Origin of the sequence: Actinoplanes sp. CA-015351, from assembly GCF_050955685.1 — a bacterium.
GTDB lineage: Bacteria > Actinomycetota > Actinomycetes > Mycobacteriales > Micromonosporaceae > Actinoplanes.
Genome location: NZ_CP192102.1, coordinates 3,120,730 through 3,146,995, shown reverse-complemented (window position 1 = coordinate 3,146,995; position 26,266 = coordinate 3,120,730). Strand labels below are relative to the sequence as shown.

Annotated in this window: 20 protein-coding genes; 13 read left to right on the top strand and 7 right to left on the bottom strand. The window is 69.0% G+C overall.

All coding sequences use genetic code 11. The features are described 5' to 3' along the window. Positions 1 to 256 precede the first annotated feature (256 nt). From ACQP2E_RS14145 to ACQP2E_RS14135, 3 genes are read right to left on the bottom strand one after another with little or no spacing between them, the layout of a single operon-like run. A complete protein-coding gene (locus ACQP2E_RS14145; protein WP_433831681.1) occupies positions 257 to 1,762 on the bottom strand; it encodes a tripartite tricarboxylate transporter permease in 1,506 nt (501 codons plus the stop codon). Continuing rightward, positions 1,762 to 2,211, bottom strand: a complete 450-nt coding sequence (locus ACQP2E_RS14140; protein ID WP_433831679.1) for a tripartite tricarboxylate transporter TctB family protein — start codon at positions 2,209 to 2,211, stop codon at positions 1,762 to 1,764. The genes ACQP2E_RS14145 and ACQP2E_RS14140 overlap by 1 nt, the downstream gene beginning before the upstream one ends. After that, the gene (locus tag ACQP2E_RS14135) at positions 2,211 to 3,221 is read right to left on the bottom strand and encodes a tripartite tricarboxylate transporter substrate-binding protein (protein WP_433831677.1); all 1,011 of its coding nucleotides are present in this window, start codon (positions 3,219 to 3,221) and stop codon (positions 2,211 to 2,213) included. Before ACQP2E_RS14135 ends, ACQP2E_RS14140 begins: the two co-directional genes overlap by 1 nt. A gap of 242 nt (positions 3,222 to 3,463) precedes the next feature. Between ACQP2E_RS14135 and ACQP2E_RS14130 the strand changes: the two genes are divergently transcribed. Beyond that, the gene (locus tag ACQP2E_RS14130; protein WP_433831675.1) at positions 3,464 to 4,678 is read left to right on the top strand and encodes an oxygenase MpaB family protein; all 1,215 of its coding nucleotides are present in this window, start codon (positions 3,464 to 3,466) and stop codon (positions 4,676 to 4,678) included. Here ACQP2E_RS14130 and ACQP2E_RS14125 read toward each other — a convergent pair. The 4 genes from ACQP2E_RS14125 to ACQP2E_RS14110 form a co-directional block, all read right to left on the bottom strand. After that, positions 4,675 to 5,832 carry a TetR/AcrR family transcriptional regulator gene (locus ACQP2E_RS14125; protein WP_433831673.1) on the bottom strand — a complete coding sequence of 386 codons (1,158 nt, stop codon included), beginning with the start codon at positions 5,830 to 5,832 and terminating at the stop codon, positions 4,675 to 4,677. The two genes, ACQP2E_RS14130 and ACQP2E_RS14125, sit on opposite strands and share 4 nt — an antisense overlap. 5 nt (positions 5,833 to 5,837) lie before the next feature. After that, positions 5,838 to 6,950, bottom strand: coding sequence for an aromatic ring-hydroxylating oxygenase subunit alpha (locus ACQP2E_RS14120; protein ID WP_433831671.1), 1,113 nt, complete (start codon positions 6,948 to 6,950; stop codon positions 5,838 to 5,840). A 9-nt stretch (positions 6,951 to 6,959) separates the two neighbouring features. Beyond that, positions 6,960 to 9,398, bottom strand: coding sequence for a GcvT family protein (locus ACQP2E_RS14115; protein ID WP_433831669.1), 2,439 nt, complete (start codon positions 9,396 to 9,398; stop codon positions 6,960 to 6,962). A 90-nt stretch (positions 9,399 to 9,488) separates the two neighbouring features. Then, entirely contained in the window at positions 9,489 to 10,250 is a 762-nt protein-coding gene (locus ACQP2E_RS14110) for an IclR family transcriptional regulator (protein WP_433831667.1), read from the bottom strand. Between the two features lie 145 nt (positions 10,251 to 10,395). Here ACQP2E_RS14110 and ACQP2E_RS14105 point away from each other — a divergent pair, with 145 nt between their 5' ends. The 12 genes from ACQP2E_RS14105 to ACQP2E_RS14050 all read left to right on the top strand — a co-directional run bounded on the left by ACQP2E_RS14105 (position 10,396) and on the right by ACQP2E_RS14050 (position 26,241). Beyond that, a complete protein-coding gene (locus tag ACQP2E_RS14105) occupies positions 10,396 to 11,556 on the top strand; it encodes an NAD(P)/FAD-dependent oxidoreductase (RefSeq protein WP_433831665.1) in 1,161 nt (386 codons plus the stop codon). Continuing rightward, positions 11,556 to 11,876, top strand: a complete 321-nt coding sequence (locus tag ACQP2E_RS14100; protein ID WP_433831663.1) for a bifunctional 3-phenylpropionate/cinnamic acid dioxygenase ferredoxin subunit — start codon at positions 11,556 to 11,558, stop codon at positions 11,874 to 11,876. The genes ACQP2E_RS14105 and ACQP2E_RS14100 overlap by 1 nt, the downstream gene beginning before the upstream one ends. Next, complete coding sequence (betA, locus tag ACQP2E_RS14095; protein ID WP_433831661.1) at positions 11,873 to 13,534, top strand: choline dehydrogenase; 1,662 nt, start codon at positions 11,873 to 11,875, stop codon at positions 13,532 to 13,534. The genes ACQP2E_RS14100 and betA overlap by 4 nt, the downstream gene beginning before the upstream one ends. Then, positions 13,531 to 14,958 (top strand): aldehyde dehydrogenase family protein, encoded by a 1,428-nt coding sequence (locus ACQP2E_RS14090; RefSeq protein ID WP_433831659.1) that lies wholly within the window; start codon positions 13,531 to 13,533, stop codon positions 14,956 to 14,958. Before betA ends, ACQP2E_RS14090 begins: the two co-directional genes overlap by 4 nt. Positions 14,959 to 14,974: 16 nt before the next feature. Then, complete coding sequence (locus ACQP2E_RS14085; protein ID WP_433831657.1) at positions 14,975 to 16,012, top strand: quaternary amine ABC transporter ATP-binding protein; 1,038 nt, start codon at positions 14,975 to 14,977, stop codon at positions 16,010 to 16,012. Continuing rightward, positions 16,009 to 17,979: an ABC transporter permease subunit gene (locus ACQP2E_RS14080; RefSeq protein ID WP_433831655.1), complete on the top strand. Its 1,971-nt coding sequence runs from the start codon at positions 16,009 to 16,011 to the stop codon at positions 17,977 to 17,979. The genes ACQP2E_RS14085 and ACQP2E_RS14080 overlap by 4 nt, the downstream gene beginning before the upstream one ends. Continuing rightward, on the top strand, positions 17,979 to 18,941 hold the full coding sequence (locus ACQP2E_RS14075; RefSeq protein WP_433831653.1) for an ABC transporter substrate-binding protein: 963 nt from the start codon (positions 17,979 to 17,981) through the stop codon (positions 18,939 to 18,941). The genes ACQP2E_RS14080 and ACQP2E_RS14075 overlap by 1 nt, the downstream gene beginning before the upstream one ends. After that, on the top strand, positions 18,926 to 20,167 hold the full coding sequence (locus ACQP2E_RS14070) for a sarcosine oxidase subunit beta family protein (protein WP_433831651.1): 1,242 nt from the start codon (positions 18,926 to 18,928) through the stop codon (positions 20,165 to 20,167). Before ACQP2E_RS14075 ends, ACQP2E_RS14070 begins: the two co-directional genes overlap by 16 nt. A gap of 18 nt (positions 20,168 to 20,185) precedes the next feature. Then, positions 20,186 to 20,428 carry a sarcosine oxidase subunit delta gene (locus ACQP2E_RS14065; RefSeq protein ID WP_433831649.1) on the top strand — a complete coding sequence of 81 codons (243 nt, stop codon included), beginning with the start codon at positions 20,186 to 20,188 and terminating at the stop codon, positions 20,426 to 20,428. Next, positions 20,425 to 23,181 carry a 2Fe-2S iron-sulfur cluster-binding protein gene (locus ACQP2E_RS14060; RefSeq protein ID WP_433831647.1) on the top strand — a complete coding sequence of 919 codons (2,757 nt, stop codon included), beginning with the start codon at positions 20,425 to 20,427 and terminating at the stop codon, positions 23,179 to 23,181. The genes ACQP2E_RS14065 and ACQP2E_RS14060 overlap by 4 nt, the downstream gene beginning before the upstream one ends. Then, positions 23,174 to 23,677 (top strand): sarcosine oxidase subunit gamma, encoded by a 504-nt coding sequence (locus ACQP2E_RS14055; protein ID WP_433831645.1) that lies wholly within the window; start codon positions 23,174 to 23,176, stop codon positions 23,675 to 23,677. The genes ACQP2E_RS14060 and ACQP2E_RS14055 overlap by 8 nt, the downstream gene beginning before the upstream one ends. Positions 23,678 to 23,883: 206 nt before the next feature. After that, a complete protein-coding gene (locus ACQP2E_RS14050; protein WP_433831643.1) occupies positions 23,884 to 26,241 on the top strand; it encodes a nitrate- and nitrite sensing domain-containing protein in 2,358 nt (785 codons plus the stop codon). Positions 26,242 to 26,266: the final 25 nt, after the last annotated feature.

The following is a 26,266-nucleotide window of genomic DNA, read 5'->3' as shown; positions in this document are numbered from 1 at the left end:
ACGTGACGTGATCGGCGCGGACATGGCTCCCATGCCGGTGAGCATGAGCAGGCCGAACACGGCATCGAGCACGGCCAGCACGGTGGTGAGCGAGGCAGCCAGCACGGCAACGAGCACGGTGGTGAGCACGGCAGCCAGCACGACGGTGAGAGCACCACCGCCCTCCCCCGTTACAGCCCCGCCGATGACGAGGTGCCATCGACGGTAGGAAGGAGCGGCGCCGGGTCATCTCCATGCCAGCGCTGAGAACGGCCGGTTACTCCTCGTCGGTGAAGACGGTGTCCCGGCGTTGGCGAATGGCGGGGAGGACTGTGATCGCCAGCGCTGCCGCCGCCAGCAGCAACAGCGCCGCTGAGATGGGGCGGGTCAGGAAGACCGACGGGTCGCCCCGGGAGATGATCAGAGCGCGGCGCAGGTTCTCCTCCAGGAGCGGCCCCAGCACGAAACCCAGCAAGAGCGGCGCCGGCTCGCAGCCGCATTTGATCAGGACGTAGCCCAGCAGGCCGAAGAACGCGATCGCGTACACGTCGTACGCGTTGAAGTTCAACGAGTACGTGCCGACCGCCGCGAACAGGATGATCATCGGGAACAGGACCTGGTACGGGATGCGCAGCATGCGTACCCAGATGCCGATCAGTGGCAGGTTCAGCAGGACCAGCAGGACGTTGCCGATCCACATCGACGCGATCAGGCCCCAGAACAGCGCCGGCTCGTCGTTGATGACGTTCGGGCCGGGGGTGATGCCGTGGACGATGAAGGCGCCGACCATCAGCGCCATCACGGGGTGGGCCGGCAGGCCCAGCGTCAGCAGCGGGATGAAGGACGTCTGCGCGGCGGCGTTGTTCGCCGACTCGGGTCCGGCCACCCCCTCGATCGCGCCGTGCCCGAACTCCTGCGGCCGGCGCGAGACCCGCTTCTCCACGGCGTACGAGCTGAAGGAGGCGAGGACGTGGCCGCCGCCGGGCAGGATGCCGAGGGCCGCGCCGAGGCCGGTGCCCCGCAGGATCGGGCCGATGATCCGGCGGCGGTCCTCGGCGGTGGGCCAGAGGCCGGTCACGCGGTCCACCACGGCCACCCGGGAATGCGAGTTCTCCAGGTTGCGCAGGATCTCGGCGACGCCGAACATGCCGACCGCAACGGACACGAAGTCGATGCCGCCGTACAGTTCCCGCTGTCCGAAAACGTACCGTGGTGTGCCGGTGTAGATGTCCTGGCCGACGGTGCCGAGCAGGACGCCGAGCGCGATCATCGCGAGGGCTTTCAGAACCGAGCCGCGGGCCAGCGCGATCGACACGATCAGGCCGAAGAGGACGAGCGAGAAGTACTCGGCCGGGCCGAACCGCAGCGCGACGCCGGCGAGCGGCGGGGCGGCGACGGCCAGCACGACGGTGGCGACCGTGCCGGCGAAGAAGGATCCGACGGCGGCCGCGGCCAGCGCCGGGCCGGCTCTGCCCTGGCGGGCCATCTCGTGGCCGTCGAGCGCGGTGACTGCCGCCGACGACTCACCGGGCAGGTTGATCAGGATGGCGGTGGTCGAGCCGCCGTACTGGGCGCCGTAGTAGATGCCGGCCAGCATGATCAGCGCGGTGACCGGCTCGAAGTTGAAGGTGATCGGCAGCAGCATCGCCACGGTCGCGGTCGGCCCGATGCCGGGCAGCACGCCGACGGCAGTGCCGAGCAGTACCCCGAGGAAGCAGTAGAGGACGTTTTCGATCAGCAGGGCGGTTGAGAAACCCAGGAGCAGATTGTCGAGAAGGTCCACTACAGGCCCCACAACGGGATGCGCAACTGGAGTCCGATCACGAAGATCAGCGTGGCCGCGGTGGTCAGTCCGACGGCGACACTCACGGCCACCAGCGGACGCACCTGCTTGCTGGCCAGCGTCGCCAGCAGCGCGGTCACCAACGACGTGGGTACGAATCCGAGGCGCCGGATGAAGAACCCGAAGAACACCACCGCGACGGTGATCGCGGCGACCGCCCGCCAGGGCACCGGCCCGAACGCGGCCACCTCCCCGGCGACCAGCCCTTTGATGACAATCGCGAGTCCGAGAATGACCACGATCGCGCCGACCACGAGCGGGAAGTAGCCGGGGCCCATCCGCAGGGCGGTGCCCCGGTCGTACCCGAGCGCGCCGACGACGAACGCGCCGCCGATTCCGGCGAAGATGACCCCGGCCAGCACATCCGGGAAAGACCGGCGGCGCTCCATCAAGAGGGCTGCACCCCAGCGTCCGAGATGATCTTCTGCCAGGTCGTCAGCTGCTCTTCGAGATGCGCCCGGTGCGCGTCCGGAGTCGCGTCGGCGGCTGCCACCGGCGCCGTGCCGAGCTTGGCCATCTGGTCGATGACGGCCTGGTCGGCCAGCGCGGTCTTCAGCGCGCCGGACAGCTTCTCGACGATCTCCGGCGGCGTGCCCGCCGGGACGTACAGGCCGTGCCACACGCTGACCGCCAGCTGCGGCATGCCGGCCTCGGCCGTGGTGGGCACATCGGGCAGGCTCTTCACTCGTTCCGGGGTCGTTACCGCGTACGCTTTGATCTTCTTTGCAGTGATCTGTCCGCTGGTGTTCGTGGTCTGATCGCACATGAAGTCGACCTGGCCGCCGACCAGGTCGGTCAGGGCCGGTCCGGTGCCCTGGTACGGGACCTCCTGGAGCTTGACGCCGGCGGTCGACTGGAAGAGCAGGCCGCAGAGGTGCGAGGCGGCGCCGATGCCCGCGTTGGCGAGGGTTACCGTGCCGGCGTTCGCCTTCACGTGGGTCACCAGGTCCTGGAACGTCGCGGGCGCGAAGTCGTTGCGGGCCACGACGGTCATCGGCACCTCGGTGACGAGCCCGACCGTCTCGAAGTCCGCCAGCGGCTGGTAACCCAGATCCTTGTATAGGGCGGGCGCCGTCGACATCCCGATGTGGTGCATCAGCACGGTGTATCCGTCCGGCTCGGCCCGTGCGACCTCACCGGCACCGACCGTGCCACCCGCGCCTTCGACGTTCTGTACGACGACCTTGCCGCCCAGTGCGGCCGCCATCGGGTCGGCGATCATGCGGGTGACCGTGTCGGTCGGGCCGCCGGCGCTGAACGGCACCACGATGGTGATGTTCTGCTCGGGATACCCGGCGGCATCACCCTCGGCGCCGGGGTCGCCGTCGTCGTTCCCGGAGCAGGCGGTGATGAGAGAAACGGTGGCGAGCGCGGCGATCATCCGCGGCCGGCTGCTCATGCGCATGTCCTGACCTCCCTGTCGGAACATCGGCATTAATCGATGACCGTATGGGATCAGAGCCGTAGATCACCAGGTCAGCCGTGCAGCTGTCGCCGAACCGCGACCGGTGAATATCCAGCCTTGCCGATGATTGGACACCCCGCTATGTTAATGGGAAATCACACAGTGATGAACCTCGAAACCTGCGTGTGAACTGGTGCTCAAGGCGTTATCCGGCCGATCGGGAATGAGGTAAGCGAATGCAGAATCTCAGCAGAAGAAGCGTTCTGACGCTCGGCGCGGCGCTGGGAGTGACCGCTGTGGCGGATCCGTCCAAGGCCTGGGCATGGTCCTCGGCCGAGTCGATCGCCGCGGTCGACACGGTCACCGACCCGTGGAAGGTCTGGGACGACGCCACCGACCCGCTCGTCGCCTCACTCCTGGACAACGGTCAGATCCCGGCCGTCAACGCCGCCTTCTCGTCGTGGCGCGCCAACGGCGACCCGCTGCCCGCCGGCCTGCCCGCCGGCCTCACGACCTACCTCCAGCAGGTCAACACCCTGCCGTCGTGGGCGGACCAGACGAAACTGGCCCGCGCCGCCCAGTTCAACAAGCGCATGAGCCTGTACCTGTTCCTGCTCTACGGCCTCGGCAGCGGCATCATGAGCACGGTGATCCCGCGCGAGGCCAGGAACGTCTACTGGTCCGAGGGCGGCGCCGTCATGCAGTCGCGCGCGGCCAAGACCTTCACCTATGGGTACGACTTGAGCGCGCTCGACGCCTTCCAGCCCACCGGCGGTTTCGTGGTGACGTCGAACAAGACCCGTCTGACCCACGCTGCCGTGCGGCACCTGCTGCCGACCTCGGCGAAGTGGCGGGCCGTCACCGACGACCAGGACTTCATCCCGATCAGCAACGGCGACATCCTGGTCACCTTCCACAGCCTCGGCACCTATGTGCACGGCAAGCTGAAGCAGTGGGGCATCCGGATGTCGGCCGCGGAGGAGGAGGCGTACCTGCACCAGTGGCAGGTCGCGCTGCACCTGCTGGGTGTGCGCGACGACTTCATCCCGGCGAGCTGGGCCGCCGCGAAATCGCAGTCGGCGTACGTTCTGACGCCGATCATGGGCTCGACACCGGAGGGTGTGGCCCTGGCCGACATCCTGCTCAGCCTGGTCTCCCAGGTCGACCTCGGTGTCACCAAGGGCTTCCAGCGGGAGTTCGCCCGGTACGTGCTCAGCGACAAGATCGGCGACTGGCTGAAGCTACCCCGCGATTACGCGTCGCGGACCCTGATCGAGGTCGGATGGCCGGCGTACGTCGCGTTCCGGGAAGGACTGTCGCCGATCATCCCGACCAGTTTCTCGGTGTTCGACCAGTTCGTCCGGGGGCTGGCGATGCTGTTCCTGAACAACGGGACCTCGCCGACGTACACGCCGATCACGATCCCGACCGGTAACCGTCCCGGAAGCTAAAGGGTCAGAGCTCCGGCCACCAGAGCCGTGACGGTGTCCCGGTTACCGGGCGTGTCCTGCCAGCGCAGGGCGCGCCCGGTTTCCACGACCACGCCGAACCCCGCGTGCACCAGCAGCCGGGCCTGACGCGGATCCATTTCCGGCCGGGCCGCCCGTAACTGCTGCTCCCAGACCGCGATGTACTCCCGCTGCGCCAGGATCAACGGCCTTCGCAGGTCGGCCGGCAGACCACGGATCTCGGCCTCGGCGACGCTGTTCAGCGCGTTGTGCTCGAAGCTGTAGGCCACGTACGCCGCCGTCATCGCGACCACGGCCTGACGCGGGTCGGCCGCCTGCCGCAGACTCCGGTCCACCGCCTGGGACAGCAGCCCTGCCGCCTGGAGGCACGCGGCCACCAGGATGTCGACCTTGCCCGGGTAGTGCCGGTAGATCGCGGACGGCGCCAGCCCGACCGCCTGGGCGATCTGCCCGTTCGTCACGGTGGCGAACCCGTCGCGCGCGAAGAGCGGAACGGCAGCGGCCAGGATCTCGGCCCTCCGGGTACGCGGAACCGGCTGAGCCGGCAACTCGACAAGCCCCGCAGTCCCGGCAGCGGCGGCCGGATCGGTGCCGGACACCCGCAGCGCCGACGCCAGCAGCAGGTCCTCGATCCGGCGCTGGGCGATCGAGGTGTGATGCATGGTGATCGACCCGATCACCCCGAGAGCCGCCGCGGCCCGCAGGTGGTCGCTGCCCGGCGAATGGCCCACCAGGTCGGTCACCCGCCCCACGACGTGCCCGAACTTCGCCCGCAACTGCCGGCGATCGTCGCGGTCCAGGTAACGGGCCTCCCACCGGTACAGCCCACCGGCCGCGCGGTGCGCGACGGTGACCCGGGTCAGCGCGGCCAGCACGTCTTTCAGAGGCGCCTCGGCCGGCGACTCGTCGAGCGCCGCCACCAGCCGGTCCACCATCACGTTGGCGCACTCGGCGAACAACGCGTACTTGTTCGGGAAGTGCCGGTAGAGGGCGGCCGCGCTGATACCCACCCCGGCAGCGATCTCCTCCATCGAGGCCGCGTGATAACCACGCTCGCTGAACACCTGACCGGCCGCTTCAACAATGAGCTGCTTGCGGTTGTGCGGACGGGTCGCAGCAGTCGGCCCGGCGCTCATGGGTGCTAGTCAATCACAGCGATTTTGGTGGTGACCCAGTCGTGGAAGGCGCTGATGTGGTGTTCGGAGGGGACCAGGACGCCGCCTCGGGTGTACGCGCGGGAGCTCATCGCCGGCTGGCAGCGCTCGCAGGCGTCGAAGTCCTGTTCGTTGACGCGGTGGAAGAGCTCCACCGACCGGGACACGTCCCGGCCTGAGGCGACCACGTCCTTGGAGTACAGCCAGTCGCATTCGACGATCGTGCGGTCGGCGGCGACCGGGTACATCCGGTGCCAGATGATGTGGTCGGGGACCAGGTTGACGAAGACCTGCGGTTTGATGGTGATGGCGTAATAGCGCCGGTCCTGGTCGTCGGTGATGCCGGGGAGCTTGTCGAAGCCCTCACTGCCGTCGACCGTGAAGCCCTGGATGCCGGTGCCGAACTCAGCGCCGTGGCCCACGTAGTACTGCGCGGCGTACCCGTCGGCGAACTCCGGGAGCACCTCGGTCAGCTCGGGGTGGATCGTGGCGCAGTGGTAACACTCCATGAAGTTCTCGACGATCAGCTTCCAGTTGGCCTTCACGTCGTACCGGATCCGCTTGCCGACTTCCAAATCGCCAATTTCGTACGAGTCGATCGCTGTCAAAGTGCCCAGCCGCTCGGTGACCGCGCTCATCACGTCGTCGGAGAAGGACGGCGGCTCGTCGGCCAGGCACACCCAGACGTATCCGAGCCACTCCTTCAACGCCACATTGACCAGGCCGTACTCGACCCGGTCGATGTCCGGCATCTTGGTCAGGTTGGGCGCCGCGATCAGTTTGCCGTCCAGGCCGTACGTCCAGGCGTGGTACGGGCACTGGAACGCGCGTTTCACCTCGCCGCTCTCCTCGGTGCAGAGTTTCGCGCCACGGTGCCGGCAGATGTTTAGGAACGCGCGCAGCTTGCCGTCCCGGCCGCGGGCGATCAGCACGCTCTCCCGCCCGATCTCCACCGACTGGAAACTGCCGGGACGGGGCAGGTCCGAGGCCCGGGCCGCACAGAACCACATGCGCTCGAAGATCTGCGACTGCTCCAGCGTGAAGATCGCCGGATCGGTGTAGTAGTGGCCTGACAGGGTCGGGATCAAGCTGGCGGTCACAGCCACTCCTCACGAGCGGATTCGTTCCATCTTCGGGTCGAACAGCGGCTCGGCCGCCACGGTCGCCGGCAGCCGCTCGCCGAAGTACTCGACGGTGACGGCGGTGCCGGGAACGCTGAGCGAGGCGGGCAGCCAGGCGTACGCGACGGTGCGCCCGATGGTGTAGCCGTAGGACGCGCTGGTGACGTACCCGACCGGGGTGCCGCCGGCGAACACCGGCTCCTTGCCCATCACCACGTGGGCCGGGTCGTCGAGCGTGAGGCAGGTCAGCTGCCGGGACAACGGAGATGCGGAGAGTGAGGCGAGCGCGGGCCGGCCGATGAAGTCACCCTTGTCCATGCGTACGGCAAAACCGAGCCCCGCGGAGTACGGGTCGTGCTCGGTCGTCATGTCGGTGCCCCAGGCGCGGTAGCCCTTCTCCAGCCGGAGGCTGTTGAAGGCGCTGCGCCCGGCCGCGATGATCCCGTGTTCCTGTCCGGCGTCCCAGAGCGTGTCCCAGAGCTTGAGGCCCAGGTCAGCGGAGGTGTACAGCTCCCAGCCGAGCTCTCCGACGTAGGACAGGCGCATGGCGGTGACCGGCACCTCGCCGATGTAGGCCTTCTGTGCACGGAAGTATTTCATCGAAAAATTGGAGAAGTCCGATGCGGTCAGCGGTTGCAGGACATCCCGCGCCCGCGGCCCCCACAATCCGATGCAGCAGGTCCCGGCGGTGATGTCGCGCACCTGCACGGAAGCAGGAGCATGCTGCCGCATCCAGTCGTCATCCAGCGGACCGTTGGCACCAACCTGGAAGACCTGCGGCCCGAGCCGAGCCACCGTCAGGTCACTGCGAACCCCACCACGATGATCAAGCATCAGCGTATAGGTAACCGATCCGACCGATTTGTCGAGATTATTGGTAGTCAGCCGCTGCAGGAACTCCAGCGAGCCCGGTCCGCTGACCTCAAGCCGCCGCAACGGAGTCATGTCATACATCGCGACCCGCGAGCGGGTGACCGCGGCTTCCACGGCCGCGATCGGCGACCAGTAACGCGCCGACCACTCGTCCCGCGGCGGAAGATCCTCAGAAGGAAGAAGCCCGTTCGACTCGTACCAATAGGGTCTCTCCCACCCGGCGCCTTCAAGGAAGACCGCGCCCAGCTCGCGCTGGCGCGAGTAGAACGGGCTGGTCCGCAGCGGCCGGGGCCGCTCCATCGGCTGCAACGGATGGACGATGTCGTAGACCTCGACGAAGTTCTGCTTGCCGCGCTCCTCGATGAAACTCGGCGCGAGCTGCAGTTCCTCGAAGCGGTGCAGGTCGCACTCGCGCAGGTCGACGCTCGACTTCCCGTCGACCAGCCACTCGGCGAGCGCACGGGCGACGCCGGCCGAGTGGGTCACCCAGACAGCCTCGGCGACCCAGAAACCGGCGAGCTCACGGTGCTCGCCGATGAGCGGGCCACCGTCCGGGGTGAAGGAGAAGATCCCGTTGATCCCCTCCTCGACCTCGGTGCCGGACAGCTCCGGCAGCAGCTCGACGCTCTCCTGCCAGGCGGGCGCGAAGTCGTCCGGAGTGAACGGCAGGACGCTCGGCATGGCCGGCGGCTGACCGAAAACCGACGCGGGCATCGGCGAGTGCCCGTAGTAACCGATGCCGATCCGGTCGCCGTGCTCGCGGTAATAAAGGTCCTGGTCCTGATGACGCAGGATCGGCCGGCTGGCCTCCACCGAAGCACCGGAACGCGGAGCACCGGAACGCGGAGCACCGGAACGCGACGCACCGGACAGAGCCGGAACCGGGCCGGTTCGGGCGTACTGATGGGCCAGCGGCAGAAGCGGCACGGTCAGACCGACCATCTCGCCGATCGCCGGCCCCCAGAACCCGGCGGCGCAGACCACGATGTCGGCGGCGATGAAGCCCCTGTCGGTCTGCACCCCGGTGACCCGGCCGTTCTCCTGGCCGATGCCGGTCACGGTGTGCGAGCCGAGGAACCGAGCCCCGCGCGAGATGGCCCGCTTCGCCTGCGTCTCGACGGCGAGGACCGGCTGGGCCAGCCCGTCGGTGGGCACGTAGAAGCCGCCGAGAATACGAGACGGGTCGAGGAGCGAGTGCAGACCGGCGCATTCATCAGGGCTCAGCAATGAGGCGGAAACACCCCACGAGGTGGCGAGCCCGTGCTTGCGCTTGAGGTCGGTCCACCGCTCCGGCGTCGTCGCCACCTCCAGCCCGCCGACCTGCAGGAAGCAGCCGAGGCCGGTGAGCTTGCGCACCGTGTACGCCGCCAGCTCGGTCATCGTCTTCGACGGGTTCGTCTGGAAGACCAGTCCCGGCGCGTGCGAGCTGGAGCCGCCGGCGGCGAACAGCGGACCCTGGTCGACGACGGTGACATCGGTCCAGCCGCGGTCGGTCAGCTCGTCCGCGAGGGCGCTGCCGACCACGCCGGCACCGATGATGACAACACGAGCCATAAGCCACCCGTTTCACAAGGCGCAACTCGACCTGGAATACGCAACAGCTTCACCGAGCAGTGTGACCACGTCAAGACGATCGGATTTCGATCAGGAGACGTGGCCCATCCGGCCGCTCACCTCGTCGGCCGCGGCGATCACCCGCTTCGCGACCTCCGGGAAGTCGTCCTGGGCGAGCCGGTAGGCCGGCCCGGAGACGCTCAGGGCGGCGATGACCGAACCGTCGGCGCCACGGATCGGCGCGGCAACGGCGTTGAGGCCGACCTCGTACTCCTCGGCGGTGAACCCCCAGCCGGCCGAGCGGACCGTCGAAAGCTGAGCCTCAAGATCCGCTGCTGAGACGATCGTCGCCTCCGTGAAACGTTCAAACGGGCCATCGACACCAGCGCTCGAGAACGCGAGAAGCACCTTGCCGCTCGACGTCGCGTGCAGCGGCGTCTGCCGGCCCACCCAGTTGTGACTCGCGATCGACGCCGCACCCCGGCTCTGCGTCACGTTCACGGCCCGGCCGCTGTCCAGGATCGCGATGTTGACGGTCTCGCCCAGATCAGCGGCGAGCCGCTCACACGCCGCAAGGCCCTGCCGGCTCAGGTCGAGCTGCGCGGTCACCGCACCGGCGAGGCGCACCACGCCGAGCCCGAGACGGTACGTCCCACGGTCGTGCGCCTGCTCGACGAAACCACGGTTCTCCAACGCCACGAGCAGGCGGAACGCGGTGGACTTGTGCACACCGAGCTCCTTGCCGATCTCGGTGACACCGGCGCCGCGCTTGCGGGCCAGGATCTCCAGGATGCTCAGGGCGCGGTCGACGGACTGCACGACAGCCGGCGCCGTCTCGCGATCGTTGCTCATGGCGCAACGATAGGTCACGAGTTTCGGGGAGGTTGCGAGAAGGGACCACCTTCATTCGCTCTCTTGACTATCGATCAAGATCCTCGGCAATCTGTTGCGGATTCCACTCGCTGTTTCGTGATTCACAACGGAGGCGGTTGCCGGCGTGCAGAAAGTCGCGATTGTCGGGGCCGCCCTCGCCGGTCTGGCCGCAGCGCGTGCCCTGCGTGGCCAATCCTTCACCGGTCAGATCATCGCGATCGGAGCCGAGCGGCACCACCCCTACGATCGCCCGCCGCTGTCCAAAGATTTCCTGACCGGCGCCTGCACGATCGACGATCTCGCCCTGAGTGACGACGACGATCTCGGCATCGACTGGCGGCTCGGCACCGCCGCGACCCGGCTGGATCCGCGCGGCCGCAGCGTCCATCTCACCGACGGTCAGGAGATTCCGGTCGACGGCGTGGTCATCGCCACCGGCGCCCGAGCCCGGCGGCCCGCGCACGCCGATGGTCTCGCGGGCGTGCACACCCTGCGCACTCTCGACGACGCCATCGCTCTGCGTGACGAACTGCGCAACACCGGCCGCCTCGTGGTCATCGGCGCCGGCTTCATCGGTGCCGAGGTCGCCTCCAGCGCCCGTTCGCTCGGCTGGGATGTGACGGTCGTCGAGGGCCTGCCCACTCCCCTGGCCGGTCCGTTGGGGACAGAGATGGGCGCGCTCTGCGCGCAACTGCACGCTGATCATGGGGTACGCCTCAAAGCCGGCACCCCGGTGAGCGCCCTGCTCGGATCGGACCGGATAGAAGCTGTCGAGCTGGCCGACGGAACCCGGCTCCCCGCCGACGTGGTGGTCGCCGGCATCGGCGCCATCCCCAATGTGGAGTGGCTGGCCGGCTCCGGCCTGACCATCGACGGCGGCGTGGTCACCGACGCGGCCGGCGCGACCGGCCTGCCCGCCGTCGTCGCCACCGGTGACTGCGCCATCGCGTTCAGCCCGTTCGCCGGGCGCGCGGTCCGCTCCGAGCACTGGACCCACGCCCTCGACCACCCGGCCACCGCGGTGGCGACGCTGCTGGGCGCCGCCGCACCGGACACCGGCAAGGCCCCGTATTTCTGGTCCGACCAGTACGGCGTACGCCTGCAGTTCGCCGGCCACCGCGAGCCCGGCGACACCGTCCGGATCGTCGAGGGAGACCCGGAGCAGCGCAGTTTCCTCGCCGTCTACGAGCGCGGCGGGCATCCGGTCGCCGTGCTCGGCATGAACCAGCCCCGGCTCTTCACCCGGTGGCGCCGCCAGCTCCGTGCCGTACCTCAGGAGGCTTGATGTTGCAGCCTGTCTGCCCGCTCAGCAGCATCGCGCCCGGTGAGGCGTACCGGTGGGAGACCGACCCGCCGGTGGCGATCTTCCACACCGAGGATGGCGAGGTCTTCGCCATCGACGACACCTGCACCCATCAGGACGCCTCGCTCGCGGACGGCTGGCTGGAGGGCTGCGAGGTCGAGTGCCCGCTGCACGCCTCCACGTTCGATCTGCGTACCGGCCGGGTCGACGGACCTCCGGCGAAGAGGCCGGTGCGGACGCACCGGGTCGAGGTGACCGACGGCATGGTGCACGTCGCGCTCTCCGAAGGGGCACAGTCATGACCCAGCAGTACGACTTCGTGATCGTCGGCGGCGGTTCGGCGGGCAGCGCGCTCGCCAACCGGCTCTCCGCCGACCCGGCCACCAAGGTCCTGGTGCTGGAGGCCGGGCGCCCCGATTACCCGTGGGACGTCTTCATCCACATGCCGGCGGCGCTGACGTTCCCGATCGGCAGCCGCTTCTACGACTGGAAATATCAGTCGGAGCCCGAGCCGCACATGAACGGCCGGCGTATCTACCACGCCCGCGGGAAGGTTCTCGGCGGCTCCAGCAGCATCAACGGCATGATCTTCCAGCGCGGCAACCCCCTCGATTACGAGCGCTGGGCGGCCGACCCCGGCATGCAGGACTGGGATTACGCGCACTGCCTGCCGTACTTCAACCGGATGGAGAACTGCCTCGCGGCCGACCCGGACGACCCGTTCCGCGGTCACGACGGCCCGCTCGTGCTGGAACGCGGCCCGGCCAGCAATCCGCTGTTCACCGCCATGCTGGAGGCGAGCGAGCAGGCCGGTTACCCGCCGACCGACGACGTCAACGGCGTGCGCCAGGAAGGTTTCGCGCCGTTCGACCGCAACATCCGCCGCGGCCGGCGGCTCTCCGCCGCCCGCGCCTATCTCCATCCGGCGATGAAAAGGCCCAACCTGACGGTACGCACCCGCGCGCTGGTCACCCGGGTCCTGTTCGACGGCAAACGAGCGGTCGGCGTGGAATACACGACCGGCAAGCGCGGCGCCCCCAAGCGGGTCCACGCCGGCGAGGTGATCCTGTGCGGCGGCGCGATCAACACGCCCCAGGTGCTGCAGCTCTCCGGTGTCGGCAACGCCGCCGAACTGTCCGCCCTCGGCATCAACCCGGTCCACGACCTGCCCGGCGTCGGCGAGAACCTGCAGGACCACCTGGAGGTCTACGTCCAGTACGCGTGCACCCAGCCGGTGTCGATGCAGCCGTACCTGAAGTGGCGGCACCGGCCGTGGATCGGCGCGCAGTGGCTGTTCCTGCGCAGCGGACCGGCCTCGACCAACCACTTCGAGGCGGGCGGTTTCGTCCGCAGCAACGACACGGTCGCGTACCCGAACCTGATGTTCCACTTCCTGCCGATCGCGGTCCGTTACGACGGCTCGTCGCCGGCCGGCGGGCACGGCTATCAGGTGCACGTCGGCCCGATGTACTCCGACGCCCGCGGCAGCGTGAAGATCGTCAGCCGGGATCCGCGTGAGCACCCGGCCCTGCGCTTCAACTACCTCTCCACCGAGCAGGACCGCCGCGAGTGGGCCGAGGCCCTGCGGGTTTCCCGCGCCATCCTCAACCAGCCCGCGCTCGAGCCCTTCAACGGCGGCGAGACCTCGCCCGGCCCGTCGGTGCAGACCGACGAGGAGATCCTGGATTGGGTACGCAAGGAGGGCGAGACCGCGCTGCACCCCTCCTGCACGGCCAAGATGGGCGTCGACGAGATGTCGGTGGTCGACCCGGCCAGCATGCGGGTGCACGGCGTTGAAGGTCTCCGGGTGGTCGACGCGTCGGTGATGCCGTACGTGACAAACGGCAACATCTACGCCCCGGTCATGATGGTCGCCGAGAAGGCCGCCGACCTGATCCTGGGCAACACTCCCCTGGCACCGGTCGAGTTGCCCTTCTACCGGCAGGAGACCACTCGATGAGCGGCCTGCGCGAGATCCGCTGCCCGGCGGACGGCACCCTGGTCGCCACGCTGACCGACGGCAGCCGCGAGGACACCGTCGCCGCGATCGGCATCGCGCGGCGGGCCTTCGACGAGGGCCCGTGGCCACGCACCCCGGCGATCGAGCGGGGCGCGCTGCTGCACCGGGTCGCCGACCTGATCGCCCGGGACAAGGCGAAACTCGCCCGCGCCGAATCACTCGACACCGGCAAACGCCTGGTCGAGGCCGAGTACGACATGGACGACGTAGCAGCCTGCTTCCGCTATTACGCGGGGATCGCGGCGACCGGCGCGGGCCGGACCATCGAGACCGGCCGTACCGACGCCATCAGCCGGATCGTGCACGAGCCGATCGGCGTGTGCGGACTGATCACCCCGTGGAACTACCCGCTGCTGCAGACCTCGTGGAAGGTCGCGCCGGCCCTGGCCGCCGGCAACACGTTCGTCCTGAAGCCCAGCGAGCTGACCCCGTCGACGGCGATCCTGCTGATCCGCCTGCTCACCGAGGCCGGCCTGCCGGACGGGGTGGCCAACCTGGTGCTCGGCCTCGGTCCGGAGGCCGGCGCCCCGCTCGCCGAACACCGCGACGTCGACCTGGTCTCGTTCACCGGCAGCCTGGCCACCGGCCGGGTGCTGATGGCCGCGGCCGCCGCAACGGTGAAACGGGTCGCCCTCGAGCTCGGCGGCAAGAACCCGAATGTGATCTTCGCGGACGCCGACTTCGACACCGCTGTCGACTTCGCGCTGACCGCGGTCTTCCTGCACTCCGGCCAGGTCTGCTCGGCCGGCGCGCGGCTGGTCGTCGAGGAGTCGATCCACGACCGGTTCGTCGACGCGGTCGTCGAGCGGGCCTCCCGGATCCGGCTGGGCGGGCCGTTCGACACCAAGGCCGAGACCGGGCCGCTGATCTCGGCGGCACACCTGGCCAAGGTCGAGGCGTACGTGGCCGCCGGTGTCGCCGAGGGCGCGGTGCTGCGCTGCGGCGGACGCCGGCCGGACGACCCCGACCTGGCCGACGGCTTCTACTACCTGCCGACCGTCCTGGACGGCTGCCGGGCCGGGATGAGCGTGCTCCGCGACGAGTCGTTCGGCCCGGTGCTCACCGTGGAGACCTTCAGCAGCGAGGACGAGGCCGTCCGGATCGCCAACGACACCGATTACGGGCTGGCCGGCGCGGTCTGGACGCAGGACGCCGGCAAGGCACAGCGGGTCGCGCAGCGGCTGCGGCACGGCACCGTCTGGATCAACGACTACCACCCGTACGTACCGCAGGCGGAGTGGGGCGGTTTCAAGCAGTCCGGGATCGGGCGCGAGCTCGGCCCCAGCGGGCTGGACGAATACCGCGAGACCAAGCACATCTGGCAGAACATCGACCCCCGCCCCCAACACTGGTTCCGTCCGTGAGCATTGGAGCTTTGCGATGACAGGCGAGGCAGTCATCTCGGTCAAGGACCTGTGGAAGGTGTTCGGGCACAAGGCGGAGCTGGTTCCGCAGTCGGCCGAGCTCTCCGCGCTGTCCCGGCGCGAACTCATCGACCGCACCGGCTGCACGGCCGCGGTACGCGACGTGTCGTTCGACGTCGCCCCCGGCGAGGTTTTTGTGGTCATGGGGCTGTCCGGCTCCGGCAAGTCCACTCTGGTGCGCTGCCTCACCCGGCTGATCGAGCCGACCGCCGGCGGCATCGTCTTCGAGGGTGAGGACATCCTGGCCGCCGACAAGAAACGGCTGCGGGAGCTGCGCCGGCGCAAGTTCTCGATGGTTTTCCAGCACTTCGGCCTGCTGCCGTTCCGGCAGGTCGTCGACAACGTGTCGTACGGGCTGGAGATCCGCGGGGCCGGGCGGGCCGAGCGGACCCGGCGGGCCAAGGAGGTCATCGACCTGGTCGGCCTGGACGGTTACGAGCACAGCTATCCGGAGCAGCTGTCCGGCGGCATGCAGCAGCGGGTCGGGCTGGCCCGGGCCCTGGCCGGCGACCCGGACGTGCTCTTCTTCGACGAGCCGTTCTCCGCCCTGGACCCGCTGATCCGCCGGGACATGCAGAACGAGGTCATCCGGCTGCACCGCGAGGTCGGCAAGACGATGGTCTTCATCACCCACGACCTGTCCGAGGCGCTGAAGCTGGGCGACCGGATCCTGATCATGCGCGACGGCGCGATGGTCCAGTGCGGCACCGGTGACGAGCTGGTCGGTGCGCCCGCCGACGACTACGTCCGGGACTTCGTCCAGGATGTGCCCCGGGCCACCGTGCTCACCCTCCGCTGGATCATGCGGTTGCCCCGGCCGGAGGACGTCCTGGACGGTCCCGAGCTCGGCCCGGAGGTGGTCGTCCGGGACGCGGTCCGGCTGGTTCTCGCGGCCGGCAAGCCGGTGAAGGTGGTCGAGAACGGCGAGCTGCTCGGCGTCGTCACCGACGAGGAGATCCTGACGGCGGTCACCGGGGTGGAGGTCCCGGCGTGACGGCCACGACGGCGGCAGCCGTTTCCCGGCCCAGGATCAGGCTGAGCAAGCCGGTGAAAGTGGCAGCGATCCTGGTGGCCTGGGTGCTCATCTGGATCCCGGCACACGGGACGCACACGCTCAGCCTCTCCCCCGCCGACCTCACCCCGCTGCACGAGTGGCTCAACGACGTGAACGACACGGTCGGCGCCAACCGGAACAGCAGCCCGATCTTCCTGTACTTCTTCAACGAGATCCGGGCCGGCATCGACGCCCTGGTCACGTTCGTCCAGGCGCTGATCTCCCAGCCGGCGTTCGGCCGGCCGGTCCCGGTGCTCGGCTGGCTCGGTGTGGTCGCCGTGGTCGCGTACATCTCCTGGTTCTTCGGCAACTGGCGGGTCGCGCTGCTGGCGGCCGGCGGGTTCGTCTTCTTCGGGCTGCAGGGGCTGTGGCAGGAGAGCATGGACACGCTCGCGCTCACCCTCTCGGCGGTGGCGATCTCGCTGCTCATCGGCATCCCGCTGGGCATCTGGGCCGGGCTGTCCGACCGGTTCAACGCCCTGGTCACGCCGGTGCTGGACTTCATGCAGACGATGCCGACGTTCGTCTACCTGGCACCGCTGACGCTGCTGTTCCTGATCGGCCCGGCCTCGGCCACGATCGCCACGCTGATCTATGCCATGCCGCCGGCCATCCGGATCACCGCGCACGCGATCCGGTCGGTGCCACGGGCCGCCGTCGAGGCGACCGACTCGCTCGGCGCGACCGGCCGGCAGACGCTCACCGGGGTGCTGCTGCCACTGTCCAAGCGGACCATCGTGCTGGGCGTCAACCAGACCATCATGGCCGCGCTGTCGATGGTCACCATCGCGGCGCTCATCGACGCTCCCGGCCTCGGCAAGACGGTGATCAAGGCGCTGCAGACGCTCGACGTGGGCACCGCCTTCAACGCCGGTCTCGCGATCGTCGTGATGGCGATCGTGCTGGACCGGGTGACCACGGCGGCCAGCAACCGGGTACGCCAGGTCGGCGCCGTCCACCGGTTCCGCCGGCCGCTCGCTGCCGGGCTCGGCGTGCTGACCGCGATCTGCTGCTACATGTCCTACACCTACGTCTGGGCTGCCGAGTTCCCCGACCAGGCCGGTGTCGGCCGGGCCATCTCGCGCGGCGCCGACGAGGTGACGTTCTGGGCGCAGACCGAGCTGTCCACGGCCACCGAGGCGATCAAGAACCTGGTCACCTTCGCCCTGCTGAACCCGCTGCAGTCGCTGCTCGTCGAGTCGCCGTGGTGGCTGGTCGGCACGGTCCTCGTGCTGCTCGCCGCGCTGCTCGGCACGGTGCGGACCGCGGTCACCACCGCCGCCTGTGTCGCTCTGCTGATCGGCACCGGGCTGTGGCAGGACAGCATGACCACCCTCGCGATGACCATCGTCGCGACACTGCTGGTGATGGTGCTCGGCGTGGTCGTCGGCGTGTGGATGGGCCGCAACCGGTTCGCCGACCGGATCATCCGCCCGGCCCTGGACGCCGGCCAGACGATGCCGGCGTTCGTCTACCTGGTGCCGTTCCTGGCGCTCTTCTCGGCCACCCGGTTCACCGCCATCGTCGCGGCGGTGGTCTTCGCCGCACCGGTCGCCATCAAGATCGTCGCGGACGGCATCCGCGGCATCCCGGCCACCACGGTCGAGGCCGCGACGGCCGCCGGATCGAACACCTGGCAGCTGATCACCAAGGTGCAGCTGCCGATGGCCCGCTCGTCGCTGACCCTCGCGGCGAACCAGGGCCTCATCTATGTGCTGTCCATGGTGGTTGTCGGTGGCCTGGTCGGAGCCGGCGCGCTCGGTTACGACGTGGTCGCCGGATTCTCCCAGGGCCAGCTGTACGGCAAGGGCCTCGCCGCCGGAGCGGCCATCGTGCTGCTCGGCATCATGCTCGACCGCATCGCACGCGCATCCAATCCCTCGAATTCCCCGAAAGGTCATCGATAATGAGATTGCAGCGACTCGTAGCGACTGCCGCCGTCACGGCACTTGCCCTGACCGGCTGCGGCGGGGAGAAGATCGGCGACACCGGCAGCACCGGTTCGTCGGCCGCCGCCGAGAACTGCGGCACCTTCAACCTGGCCATCAACCCGTGGGTCGGTTATGAGGCCACCGCCGCCGTCATCGCGTACGTCGCGGAGAAGGACCTCGGCTGCACGGTGACCAAGAAGGACCTCAAGGAGGAGATCGCCTGGCAGGGCTTCGGCACCGGCGAGGTGGACGCGGTCGTGGAGAACTGGGGTCACGACGACCTCAAGAAGAAGTACATCGACGAGCAGAAGACAGCGGTGGCCGCCGGCTCGACCGGCAACAAGGGCATCATCGGCTGGTACGTGGCGCCGTGGATGGCCGAGAAGTACCCGGACATCACCGACTGGAACAACCTCAACAAGTACGCCTCGATGTTCAAGACCTCCGAGTCCGGTGACAAGGGCCAGCTGCTCGACGGCGACCCGTCGTTCGTCACCAACGACGAGGCCCTGGTGAAGAACCTGAAGCTCGACTACAAGGTGGTCTACGCCGGCAGCGAGACCGCGCTGATCACCGCGTTCCGCCAGTCCGAGGCGAAGAAGACCCCGGTCATCGGGTACTTCTACGAGCCGCAGTGGTTCCTGGCCGAGCTCAAGCTCGCGAAGGTGAACCTTCCTGCGTACACGGCCGGCTGTGACGCCGATGCCGCGAAGATCGCTTGTGACTACCCCGAGTACGACCTCGACAAGATCGTCAGCAAGAAGTTCGCCGACGCGAACGGCCCGGCGTACAAGCTGGTCAAGGCGTTCAACTGGACCAACGACGACCAGAACGTCGTCGCCAAGTACATCGCCGAGGACAAGATGAGCGCTGCTGACGCCGCCAAGAAGTGGGTCGAGGCCAACCCTGACAAGGTGAAGGCGTGGCTGGCCCAGTAAAAAGCGGCCCAGTAATAGAACTGCCCGAGCACCCCGAGCAGTTGTGGCGTAACCCGGAGCCCAAAGCCGCCTACGACGTCATCATCGTCGGAGGCGGCGGGCACGGCCTCGCCACCGCTTACTACCTCGCCAAGAACCACGGGATCACCAACGTCGCGGTGCTGGAACGCGGCTGGCTGGCCGGCGGCAACATGGCCCGCAACACCACGATCATCAGGTCCAACTACCTGTGGGACGAGAGCGCCGGGATCTACGAGCACGCCCTCAAGCTGTGGGAAGGGCTCGAGGAGGAACTCGAGTACCCGATCCTGTTCAGCCAGCGGGGCGTGCTCAACCTGGCGCACAGCCTGCAGGACGTGCGGGACAGCGTCCGGCGGGTGCACGCCAACCGGCTCAACGGGGTCGACGCCGAGTGGCTCGGCCCCGAGCAGGTCAAGGAGATCTGCCCGATCATCAACATCTCGCCGGACGTGCGGTACCCGGTGCACGGCGCGACATACCAGCCGCGTGCGGGCATCGCCAAGCACGACTACGTGGCCTGGGGTTACGCCCGGGCCGCGGACGCCCTCGGCGTGGACCTGATCCAGAACTGCGAGGTGACCGGCCTCGTCCTCAGCGGCGGCCGGGTCACCGGGGTCCAGACCACCCGGGGCACCATCGGGGCCGGCCGGGTCGCGCTCAGCGCGGCCGGCCACACCTCGGTGGTGGCGAAGATGGCCGGCGTCGAGCTTCCCCTGCAGAGTCATCCGCTGCAGGCGCTCGTCTCCGAGCTTCTCGAACCGGTCCACCCGACCGTCGTCATGTCGAATGCCGTACACGTGTACGTCAGCCAGGCGCACAAGGGCGAACTCGTGATGGGCGCCGGCATCGACACCTGGAACGGGTACGGCCAGCGCGGCGCCTTCCACATCATCGAACGCCAGATGTCAGCGGCTCTGGAGCTGTTCCCGGTCTTCGCCCGCGCCCACGTCCTGCGTACCTGGGGCGGCATCGTGGACGTCACCCCGGACGCCTCCCCGATCGTCGGGCTCTCACGCGTGGACGGCCTCTACCTCAACTGCGGGTGGGGCACCGGCGGGTTCAAGGCCACCCCCGGTGTGGGCTGGTGTTACGCGCACACCATCGCGCACGACGAGCCGCATCCGCTGAACGCACCGTTCAGCCTGGAGCGGTTCGTCACCGGTGCGCTCGTCGACGAACACGGCGCCGCCGCGGTCGCCCACTGAAGTCATAGGGACAGAAAAATGATGCTCATCCCCTGCCCGTGGTGCGGGCGCCGCGACGAGTCCGAGTTCCATTACGGCGGGCAGGCCGGGGTGGCCTATCCCAGCGACCCGAGTGAGCTGTCCGACGAGGAGTGGGCGAAGTACCTGTTCTTCCGGGACAACCCGAAGGGCGCGTTCCGGGAGCGCTGGTGTCACACCGCCGGCTGCCGGCGCTGGTTCACCCTGGTCCGCGACACCGTGACGAACGAGATCCACGCGTGAGGGCCGGCAACGGCGGGCTCGTCGACCGTGACCGTCCGCTGCGTTTCACCTTCGACGGCGTCGAGTACCAGGGCCTTCAAAGCGACACGCTCGCGTCGGCGCTGCTGGCCAACGGCGTCCGCCAGGTCGCGACCAGCATCCGGCTGGGCCGGCCGCGCGGGATCTTCGCGGCCGGGGTGGAGGAGCCGAACGCTCTGGTCCAGATCGAGGAGCCGTTCCCGGAGCCGATGCTGCCGGCCACCACGATCGAGCTCTACGACGGTCTGGTGGCCCGGAGTTTGAACGGCCGGGGACGGCTCGCCGACCGGCCCGACCCGGCCCGGTACGACGCCACGCACGCGCACTGCGACGTCCTGGTGATCGGCGCCGGCCCGGCCGGGCTGGCCGCCGCGTCGGTGGCCGCCGCGTCCGGAGCGCGGACCATCGTGGTCGACGACCAGCCGCAGCTGGGCGGCAGCCTTCTCGGCACCGGTGAGCAGCTCGACTGGGTCGCGTCGGCCGCCGCCGGCCTAAAGGCCGCGCCCGAGGTGCGGGTGCTGACCCGGACCACCGCGTTCGGCTACTACGACGACAACCACGTCATCGCCGTCGAGCGGCGCACCGGCCATCTCGGTGCGGCCGCGCCGGCGCACAAATCCCGGGAACGCATCTGGCGCATCCGCGCCCGGCAGGTGGTGCTTGCCACCGGCGCACACGAACGCTCCCTCGCCTTCTCCGGCAACGACCTGCCCGGCGTCATGCTCGCCGGCGCCGCACGCACCTACCTGCATCGGTACGGAGTACTACCCGGCCGCCGCGCCGTCGTGCTGACCAGCAACGACAGCGCCTACGCGGCGGCCCGGGACCTGCACGCGGCCGGTGTCGAGATCGCCGCGATCGCCGACCTGCGCCCGGGCGGATCAGGCGCGGGGGACGGACTGGACATCGAGGTGCTGCCCGGCTGGGCGGTCGCCGGGGTGACCGGTGCGGACCAGGTCAGCGCGGTGACGCTGCGCGGACCGGACGGCGCCGAGCGGAATCTCGACGCCGACCTGCTGCTCGTCTCCGGTGGCTGGAACCCGGTCGGGGCGCTCTACAGCCAGGCCGGTGGACGGCTCGCCTACGACGACACGCTTGCCGCTTTCCGCCCGGACGGCCACTGCCGGCAGGCACTGCACGTCGCCGGCTCAGCCTCAGGCTCGTACCAACTGGGTCTGTGTCTGAGCGCAGGCGCGGCAGCCGGCCGGAGTGCGACGCAGGCCGTGGGTTTCGTGCCGGTGGAACCGGCGATACCGAAGATCAAGGAGCGCGAGGTCACGCCGGGACTGGCTGTCTGGATGCTGCCGGGTGACGAGAGCACGCAGTTCGTGGATCTCCAGCGGGACGTGACGGTCGCGGACATCGCGCGGGCCACCGGCACCGGGATGCGGTCGGTCGAGCATGTGAAGCGGTACACGACCGCGGGCACCGCGCACGACCAGGGCAAGACGTCCGGAACGCTGGCCAGCGGTGTCGTCGCGGAGCTGCTCGGTGTTGACGTCGGTGAGCTGGGCACGACCACGTTCCGGCCGCCCTATGTGCCGGTCAGTTTCGCCGCGCTGGCCGGTCGCGACCGAGGCATGCGTTTCGACCCGGTACGCGTCACCGCCCTGCACTCCTGGCACGAGGCGAACGGCGCGGAGTTCGAGAACGTCGGCCAGTGGAAACGGCCCTGGTACTACCCCCGTGCGGGTGAGGACATGACCACCGCGGTGCTGCGCGAATGCCGCACCGCCCGCGAGGACGTCGCCATGATGGACGCCTCGACCCTCGGCAAGATCGACGTGCAGGGCGAGGACGCCGGCGAGTTCCTGGACCGCCTCTACACCAACATGATCAGCACGCTGAAGCCCGGCGCGATCCGGTACGGCGTGATGTGCCGGCCGGACGGGATGGTGCTCGACGACGGGACCGTCATCCGGCTGACCGAAACCCGGTTCCTGGTGACCACCACGACGGGCAACGCCGCCGCGATCCTGGACTGGATGGAGGAGTGGCTGCAGACCGAGTGGCCGGAGCTGCGGGTGCGCTGCACCTCGGTGACCGAGCAGTGGGCCACCGTCGCGCTTGTCGGCCCCCGATCCCGCGAGGTGCTCGCCGCGATCGCACCCGGCCTGGACGTCAGCAAGGACGGCTTTTCATTCATGACCTGGCGCGACGCCACGGTCGCCGGCCTGGACGCCCGGGTCTGCCGGATCAGTTTCTCCGGCGAGCTGGCCTACGAGATCAACGTGACCTGGTGGGACGCTCTCTCCTTGTGGGAGGCGCTCGCTGAGCTCGGGGTCATGCCATATGGCACCGAGACCATGCACGTGCTGCGCGCCGAGAAGGGTTATCCGATCATCGGGCAGGACACCGACGGCACTGTCACCCCGCACGACCTCGGCCTCGGCTGGGCGGTCTCCACGAAGAAGGCCGACTTCCTCGGCAAACGTTCGTTCTCCCGGGCGGAGAACAGCCGCGCCGACCGGAAACACCTGGTGGGCCTGCTCTCCGACGACGGGAGCCTGCTGACCGAGGGCGCCGCGCTGATCGTGGACCGGACGTCGCTGGGACACGTGACGTCGTCGTATCACAGTGCGGCGCTGGGTCGTACCTTCGCGCTCGGCCTGGTTCGCGGCGGCCGCGACCTGATCGGGCAGACGATCTGGGCGACGCTCGGCGACGACCCGACGCCGGTGACGATCACCGGTTCCGTGCTTTACGACCCGGAAGGCGCCCGCCGCGATGGCTGAGCAGAACTCCCCCCTCGGCGGCTTCAGCTTTCCCGAGGGGCCGGTCACCATCGCCGAGGTTCCGTTCCTGACCCAGATCAACATCCGGAAGGAGCCGGACCCGTCGCTGCCCCTGTCGGCGGGAACGAGTTCCCGATCCGGTGACGTGGACATTCTGTGGCTGGGTCCGGACGAATGGCTGGCGGTCGGCCCTCCCGGGGGTTTTTCCGAACACCGCTGGGAAGGGTCCGTCGTGGATGTCTCGGCACAGCGGACCACCATCGCTCTCGGCGGCCCGCATGTCCGGGAAATCCTCGCCCTCGGCTGCGCCACCGATCTGCACCCCAGCGTCTTTCCGGTCGGCGCCTGTGTGCAAACCACGCTGGCGCACGCGCCGGTCATCATTCTTCGCCGGGAATCGGATTTCTGGGTGCTGGTAAGGGCATCGTTCGCGAACCATCTGGCCGGCTGGCTGGTCGACGCGAGCCGGGAATTCGCCGTGGAAGCGCTCCCATGAGTGTTTGCGGTTCCACTGACGTAAATTTCGGCTCCCACTGTTGACCATCTAGGACAAAGAGAAGATCCTGTTCCGGCGATCTCCGAAGATCAGTTCCCCATTACCGGAGACCGCTATTTCGCTGTGCGCCACTCCACCATCTTTGTGTATATCTGCATGCCGGTAGTCACGGGGCCACGCCGGCAGCCGACAGAGGAGCTGATCGCTTGTCCGTCCAGGCCGAGGGCGCCGAACTGGCCGAACCCAACGGCGAGGACACGCCGGCCCACGCCCGTCCCCGCAGGGCCGGTGGCACGATCCGCCGGCGGGTGGTCCGCACACTGGCCCTGCCGGTCGCGACCACCCTGGTGCTGCTCACCATCGTGGCGGTCGGCGAGATCGGGAACTACCGCTCAGCCTCCGCCACCGCCCGCGCCGTCACCATCGACCTCGCCGTCCAGGAGCTGATCCAAGGCCTTCAGGACGAACGTGGCCTGACCGCGGGCCTGCTGGGCGGTAACGACGGTTTCCGCGCCGAGCTGGCTCCGGCCCGCGACCAGGTGAACCTGAGGCGTACCCAGGTCGAGGGCCTGCTGGAGGACGGCGGTGTCGTCGAGCAGCGGGTCGCCGCCGCGGTGCAGCAGCTGGACGGCCTGTCCGGCGTCCGGGCCGGCACCGACACCGGTTCCGGTGAGCGGGCCGCCACCTTCGCCTTCTACAGCGCGCGCATCGCCGACCTGGGCAATCTCGACTTCGACCTGGACGGCACCAGCGACGAGGAGCTGAGCCGGGGCGCCGCCGCCCTGGAAGCGCTCGGCGACATCAAGGAGGCCACCGCGCAGGAGCGCGCGTTCCTCAACGGTGTCTTCTCCGCCAGCGGTTTCAAGCGCGGCGAGTTCCTCCAGTTCGTCACCATGCGCTCCACCAAGGACGCGGCGCTCACCGCCTTCGACAGGTACGCCAACAGCACCGAACGGGCCGCCCGGGATTACGCCCTGGACACCGGCGCGGCACGGGAGGCGGCGTACTTCGAAGAGGTCGCGCTCCGGTCCGGCGACGGCAGGTACCTCCAGGTCAACCCGCAGTCCTGGTGGTCCGCGCAGACCACCGTGCTCGACGACATGCTCCAGCTGGAACACCACATCGGCTCGGTCATCACGGCCCGCGCCACCACCCTTGAGGACGAGGCGACGGTACGCATGGGCGTGCTGCTCGGCGCCGTCCTGGTGTGCCTGGCCGGCTCGGTCTGGCTCGCCACCGTCGCGTCCCGTTCGGTCGCCCGGCCGCTGTCGGTGCTGGCCAACGAGGCGAACCGGCTGGCCGGCACACAGCTGCCCGAGGCGGTCCAGCGCGCGGCCACCGGCGACAGCACCGCCCCGCCGTCGTCGGTACGCGTACCCCGCGGCGCCAGCATCGAGGTCAAACTCGTGGCCGACGCGTTCGACCGGGTGCAGGCGACGGCGTACTCGCTCGCCACCGAGCAGGCGACGCTGCGCCGGACCACCGCCGAATCGCTGGCCAACCTGGGCCGGCGCAACCAGAACCTGCTCCGCCGCCAGCTCGGCTTCATCACCAAGCTGGAACGGGAGGAGTCGAACCCGACCGGACTGGCGAACCTCTTCGAACTTGACCACCTCGCCACCCGCATGCGGCGCAACGCGGAAAGCCTGCTGGTCCTGGTCGGCGCGGCCAGCCCCCGGCAGCTGTCCGACCCGCTGCAGGTCTCCGACGTGATCCGGGCCGCCGTCTCCGAGGTCGAGGAGTACCGCCGGGTCACCCTGCGCCGGGTGGACGACACGCTGGTGAACGGTTCCACCGTCAGCGGCATCGCGCACATGCTGGCCGAGCTGATCGAAAACGGTCTGGCGTTCTCCCCGCCGGATGTCGACGTGGAGATCCACGGCCGCCGGATCGGCGGCAACTATCTGATCGCCGTCACCGACCAGGGCATCGGCATGTCGGTGGCCGACATGCAGCGCGCCAACGAGCGGCTGCGCGGCGAGGGCGACTTCATCACCGCGCCGGCCCGTTTCCTGGGTCACTACGTGGTCGGCCGGCTGGCCCAGCAGATGGGCATCGAGGTCCAGCTCACGCCGTCGCCGGTGACCGGTGTGACGGCACGGATCACGCTGCCGGCCGAGGTACTGGCCGAGCAGCAGACGATCGGTTCCACGCCCCGACCGGCGGCTCGACCGGTCACCGCGGCGGTCGAGCCTCGGCGTCTCCCCCAGGCGCCGCAGGCACAGCAGCCGGCGCCGGCACCCGAGCCGGCTCCGGCCGGCGTCATCACCGCCGACCGGCCTCTTGTCTCCACCGCGATCGAATACGTGGTTCTCGATGACATCCCAGCCACCGACGCCACAGCGCCCCGGACCGTGAACGGGCTGCGCAAACGGACGCCGCGCGCACAGCGGGCCCCGGCTTCGGTCTCGCCTTCGACGGCGGCTTCCGCCTCGGCTTCGGCTTCGGCTTCGGCGGACAAGCCGGCTCCGGTCACTGATTCACCCGAGGCGGTCCGGGACCGGCTCAACGCACTACGCGGCGGAATCCAGCGCGGCAACGCCGAAACAGCGCGATTGCCGTGAACGGAACTCCGAAGTGGCCCCTTGG